At 37.6% G+C, this 5494-nt stretch carries 4 protein-coding genes; 2 read left to right on the top strand and 2 right to left on the bottom strand.

Annotation, left to right across the window (positions count from 1 at the left end; all coding sequences use genetic code 11):
• Nucleotides 1-317: 317 nt before the first annotated feature.
• Nucleotides 318-1334 (top strand): DUF3231 family protein, encoded by a 1017-nt coding sequence (locus ACIFOT_RS22395; RefSeq protein ID WP_430068054.1) that lies wholly within the window; start codon nucleotides 318-320, stop codon nucleotides 1332-1334.
• A 157-nt stretch (nucleotides 1335-1491) separates the two neighbouring features.
• On the opposite strand, the gene ACIFOT_RS22400 is transcribed toward ACIFOT_RS22395, so the two are convergent.
• Together ACIFOT_RS22400 and ACIFOT_RS22405 are read right to left on the bottom strand one after the other, a co-directional pair.
• The gene (locus ACIFOT_RS22400) at nucleotides 1492-1863 is read right to left on the bottom strand and encodes a hypothetical protein (protein ID WP_430068057.1); all 372 of its coding nucleotides are present in this window, start codon (nucleotides 1861-1863) and stop codon (nucleotides 1492-1494) included.
• Between the two features lie 261 nt (nucleotides 1864-2124).
• Nucleotides 2125-4314 carry an MMPL family transporter gene (locus ACIFOT_RS22405; protein WP_430068060.1) on the bottom strand — a complete coding sequence of 730 codons (2190 nt, stop codon included), beginning with the start codon at nucleotides 4312-4314 and terminating at the stop codon, nucleotides 2125-2127.
• 200 nt (nucleotides 4315-4514) lie between these two features.
• On the opposite strand from ACIFOT_RS22405, the gene ACIFOT_RS22410 reads away from it, so the two are divergent.
• A complete protein-coding gene (locus ACIFOT_RS22410) occupies nucleotides 4515-5393 on the top strand; it encodes a processed acidic surface protein (RefSeq protein ID WP_430068063.1) in 879 nt (292 codons plus the stop codon).
• The last annotated feature ends 101 nt before the right edge of the window (nucleotides 5394-5494 follow it).

The following is a 5494-nucleotide window of genomic DNA, read 5'->3' on the forward strand; positions in this document are numbered from 1 at the left end:
TTAGCTGGTTTACTTTAAGTGCACTATTTCACAATTTTTTTGTTAGATTAGAAAAAGGCAAACTACATCTTGAAGAATCACACCAGTTAAGCTATAAATGTATCCCGATAATAATCGGAATTACTGAACCACCCGCATCGAACCATGTTGAAGTTTCTTTGTAAAAAACTTCCACAAATACTGTTTTTATCAAAACTACACCTTGTTTCTCATCAGTAATTTCTTTTGATTTAAGAGGTTTCTAATTTTTTACATATTATTCACCCCTGAGAGAACAATAAAAAAAATGTACAAGTTCGTTTATTGGAGGAAAAATCTTGGAGACATATAACCCCATTCGATTAACTGCTCCAGAAATGGCAAGCCTTTGGACTCAATACATTTTTGATACCATGTCCATTTGTTTTTTTCGTTATGCACTGGAGCATATCGAAGATCCTGATGTCAAATCGATTTACCAAACATCCTTGGGAATATCCCAAAAGCATGTTCAAAAAATTACAGAATTCATGTTAAATGAAAATTATCCTATTCCACATGGGTTTACAGAAAAAGATGACGTAAACATTCAGGCACCTCGTCTTTTTCAAGACCCGTTCTACCTAAATTATATTTATATCATGACTTTGCAAGGCATGACTGGATATTCTTTGTCTGTTGGTACTTCCGTTCGTTCTGACTTACGGAAGTATTACATAACCTGTATGTCCGAAACGATGGAGCTTTTTGATCAATCCATTGATTTAATGCTTTCGAAAGGACTTTTTGTACGACCTCCTGTTATTTCACCACCCGAATCAATCGATTTTGTAAAGCACCAAAGTTTTTTAACGGGATGGTTGGGAGATCGTCGTCCTCTGAATGCTATCGAAATAGGAGATATTACTTTCAACATGCTAAAAATGCATTTACATGCTGCTTTAAAAGTGGGATTCATCCAAGTAGCCCAATCCAAAGAGATTCGTCAATATTTCATGAGGGGTCTTGACATTGCCAATAAACACATAAAAATATTTGAATCGGTATTTAAGGAAGATAAATTAAATTCTCCTGTTTCTTGGCAATCAATGATCACGAGCTCTACTTCTATGACCTTTTCGGATAAATATATGATGTACCAAATTCTATTGTCTACACAATTAACCCTTTCATTTTATGGTTCTGCTTTGAGTGTCAATTCAAGAAGAGATTTAGGTGCTCATTACATACGACTAATTTTAGAACTCTTACAATTTGCAGATGACGGAGCAAACCTAATGATAAAAAATGGATGGTTAGAGCAGCCTCCAACAGCAAGTGACCGTGACTCGCTCGCCAACAGGAAGGAGAAATAAATAATATGTAAAAACTGGACGCTAGGAACGATTCCTAGCTTTTTCATTTGCTGCTCATAGGGCAAAGAAAACAAAATTCCATCTCCCTTGTTCCACTAAACTGCTCCGTTTGTTCAATAAGACCTTATTAAAGGATTCATCGCCCCTTCTCAGCTTATCAAGTAAGATGTTCCTTAAATATCTGTTTAAAATGGGGTTTAAAATCAATCTCAATAATTTGTTGAGAGTCTTCGTTATCTACTTTAATTAGTACACTTGCCCGTTCCTTTCCATCTGCCGTAATTTCAAACTTCTTAACCCGCTTTAAATCCAATAGCGACAACAACCTTTTGGAATTACACTCATTCACTTGTATTTTAGCTTCACCATAGGATGGGGACAGCTTAACAATAAAGTCCTCTTTTCCATTAGAGAAACGGTAGGTTGCTTCATTATAATAAAATGGCAAGTCATTTGATGTTGAATCTAATAATATTGGTTCCGTTTCAAATAATGAGAGAAGGGCGATTTCATCTGGAAATATTGGCATTTACACATCACCTTTTTAACTTCTATTTTAACATTCTTATTAAGCTAACCTGCCCCGTTAATTTAAGTACAAAACTTCACAATCTTAGAAATACAAAAAGGCGAGCACACAAGCCCGCCTATATTTCCTTTATTTTTTCAGTAATATCCCCTACTTACAAAAGTGTCTTCATTTAAAAACAACAATGTGAACACACCTGCATCTTGTCTTCCTATCCGACAGAGTCGCCTTTAGACTGTTATATATATATTTACCTTCCTTTTATAGCCATTTAGGAGCCCACCAATTCGCACGACCCAGCAACTTCATTAAGGCAGGTACTACGATTATACGAATGAACGTTGCATCAATGAAAATGGCACAAAATAAACCTACACCCAAAGCTTTCGTTATTTCAATGTCCGTAAAAATAAACGATCCCACTACAACTATTAAGATCAATGCCGCACTGCTGATGAGAGTACCTGTTTTCTGCAGTCCAATTGCCGTACTTTTATTGTTATCACCTGTCCGGTCAAATTCCTCTTTAATTCGGGAAATTAAAAATACCTCATAATCCATCGAAATGCCAAACACAATGCAAAAGATTGTCACAGGCATAATGATGCTGACATACCCAGTCGAGGTTATTCGCAATGTATCTGCAAGCCATCCATCCTGGAAAACCATCACCACAATGCCGAGGCTTGCCCCGAGACTTAATACATTCATCATGACGGCTTTAAGTGGGATAAGAATTGACTTGAATGCTGATAGGAGAACAAGATAGGTAACAGCCATGATAAATAGCATCAATAATGGCAACCCCGAAAAAATCCGCTGAAGCATATCAACACGCATGGCTGTTTCTCCGGTTATGAATATGTTAAGTTTGCCTGATTTCACCTTTCGTAGCCTTTTTACGATGTCAGCGGCTTTGGCAGATTCAGGATCAGAATGAGGTACCACTGTTAGTAGCGCAAATCTCCCCCGTACTAACTTCTCGTTTTCAATTTGATTCATTGTCTTTTTTGACCTGAGTATCAAAGCTGTCTCCTTTGCTGTTTTTTGACCCAGGATATCGATATAACTCTGTACTTCCTTTACTCCAGAAATATTACGAATCTTTTTCTCATACGTCTGAATGACTTGGATTACGGATTCCTCTGTGACTTTCTTTTGTGCCTTTACAACAATCAGGATTGGACTTAATTCTCGGTTGTCATAATATTTTTTCAGTAAATCGGCCCCCATCCTTGATTCATATGATGGCGGAAGCACTTCTGCCGTCGGGACACCTAATTTCATACCCGCTATTGGTGTCATAAGTGATATTAAAAGAGTGCTGATCAGAATGGCTAAAAAAGCCGGTCTTTTCATAACAGCATTGGCAAGTCGCTCCCACATTGTGGAGGAGGCCAATCTTTTTTGAATTCCGGGAAAAACTTTCAGGGAATTAATGTGGTGGCCAAAAATCCCCAGAAGGGCAGGCAGAAGAGTGCAAGACAGTGTCATGGCAGAGAAAACGACGAGTACCCCGCCAAAACATAGTGAATATATGATTGGCAATTTTATAAATAACATCCCAAACATTCCGATTAGCACAGCAAAACCTGAAAAATATACAGACTGCCCAGACGTGGCTGTCGCCACTGCTACCGCTTCTTCCACTGAAGTCTGATGCTTTAATTCTTCGCGAAAGCGGCTGACAAAAAACAATGCATAATCTACTCCGATTGCCAGCCCCAGCATCATCACAATATTCGGCAAAAAATTGGAAATGGAATAATAACCAGTAATAAAATATGTAATTCCGAGTGTTAAAGAAACGCTGACAATACCGATAACAAGAGGCAGTATCGCTGCCCATATGGTCCCAAATATAAACAAAAGGACAATCAGCGCAATTGGAAGACCAATCATTTCCGACTTGGCAAGATCGTGTTTGGTCGCTTTTTGTACATCATAGAGCGTGGCTGTACCTCCATCGATAAAAATATCCATACCTTTAGGCTTTGGGATTAGTTTTCTCATCTCCGGAAAGCGATCGAGTGCTTCTGGTCCATCTAGCTTTAACTTAACAATCACTGACTGAATGCTCTTGTCCTCCTTTAGACGAGCATTCTGGTTTATATTGATACTCTCAACATAATTCTTCTTTTTCAATGGATTTAATGATTCCAATATTGTCTTTTTTTCTTGTTCACTCGTTAAATCCAAATGGCGGCTCCTATAAACGATGGTGATTGTTGAAGGAGCTATCCCAATTTTCTCCTTCATTTGTATGAAACCGCGATCCGATTCACTGCCTGTAGGATTAAATCCACTGTCCTTTAATTGTTTAGGCAGTTTTACAGCGAAAAAGGCCGCGAATATAAACAGAGATATCCAGATAAGTGTAACGAACCAACGGTATCGATACATCGTTCGACCCCAGTGCCAGAAAATTCTCTTTCTTCCGGTCTCATGCATATGGATCCCCCTATTGGCTTTTATTTAACTTTTTTTTCTTTTTAATTAGCATTAGCGATTTTATCCTTTCTATGTTGAAAAAATGATTATCGTCAGTTGAGTTGATAAATACCCTCATTTAGATGAGGAAATTTTTTTCAGTCTTAATAGGACTCAAAAAGGGGAAATTACTAATGCACCAAATTAAAAGGGGGTTTCCGATGGTCAAGTTAAAAGTTATGCTAATAAGCTTACTTACAATCCCATTCCTATTCAGCGTTCCTTCCGCTGAAGCTGCTCCTCCGGAAAATGAATTAAACCAGTATTTAGCTGGAATAGGATGGACTAGACAGGATTTACAGGATTATCTTGATTACTACGAAATTCCATTAGATGATTTTAGTACAGTGGAAGAGCTAAAAGAAGTTTTGGGTACCCCTATTAACTCGAATAATTTTCAGGAGTTATTAACCAAATATGGTCTGACAGAGAAAGAATTCAATGACTTAATGGATCATTTTGGCGATAACAAGAGTGAATATAAATTTATCGAGGATTTGGATGCATCACTTGAATTTTACGTTAACTATGATGAATACATGGCAGAAACTGAAAGTGGATTAAAGGAATTTGGCATAACAGAAGAAGAAGCAGAGAAATTTTTCAATTATTTAGCGGAAGTTGAAGAAAAAAATAAAGACCAACTTGACCAAATCATGACAAACGATACGTTGTGGGAAAAGTTCCTCAATGTAGAAGATCCTTCCCAATTAAGCGACCAAGACCTGAATGAACTAGTTCAAATACTGGAGCAAACCATAGCACTTTATGAAGTAAAAGTGAATTTAAAGGCGGACGGTAAAGCTGTATCGTTAAAGGATTTATTAAAAATGACAGAACCTCCAGGCAGTTTATCAGCTAGTGTCTATAGCAACTCTGGGGACCTTCTGATTGATTTCAACATCCCTAAATCGTTTTTTGACTCACTGGAAGGTCTAATGAATGGGGAAGACATGCTTCATTTAGGCGAGATTTCTGATGATTATGTCGACCATATGCATGAAGAGAAATATGGCCAAGGACGGAACGGTTTAAAATAAATGAAAAGCCCTTCTCTTTTGAGAGGGGCTTTTCCTTAAAAATATTCACCTAAAATATAATCGCCACAGCCATCCCAATCCTTAACTCTTGCACCCGTTAC

This window comes from Neobacillus sp. NRS-1170, assembly GCF_050468025.1.

What these genes read in the sequence shown, in the direction of transcription:
- ACIFOT_RS22410 (WP_430068063.1), top strand. Translation starts at nt 4,515, where the DNA reads ATGGTCAAGTTAAAAGTTATGCTAATAAGCTTACTTACAATCCCATTC.
- ACIFOT_RS22405 (WP_430068060.1), bottom strand. Translation starts at nt 4,314, where the DNA reads ATGCATGAGACCGGAAGAAAGAGAATTTTCTGGCACTGGGGTCGAACG.
- ACIFOT_RS22400 (WP_430068057.1), bottom strand. Translation starts at nt 1,863, where the DNA reads ATGCCAATATTTCCAGATGAAATCGCCCTTCTCTCATTATTTGAAACG.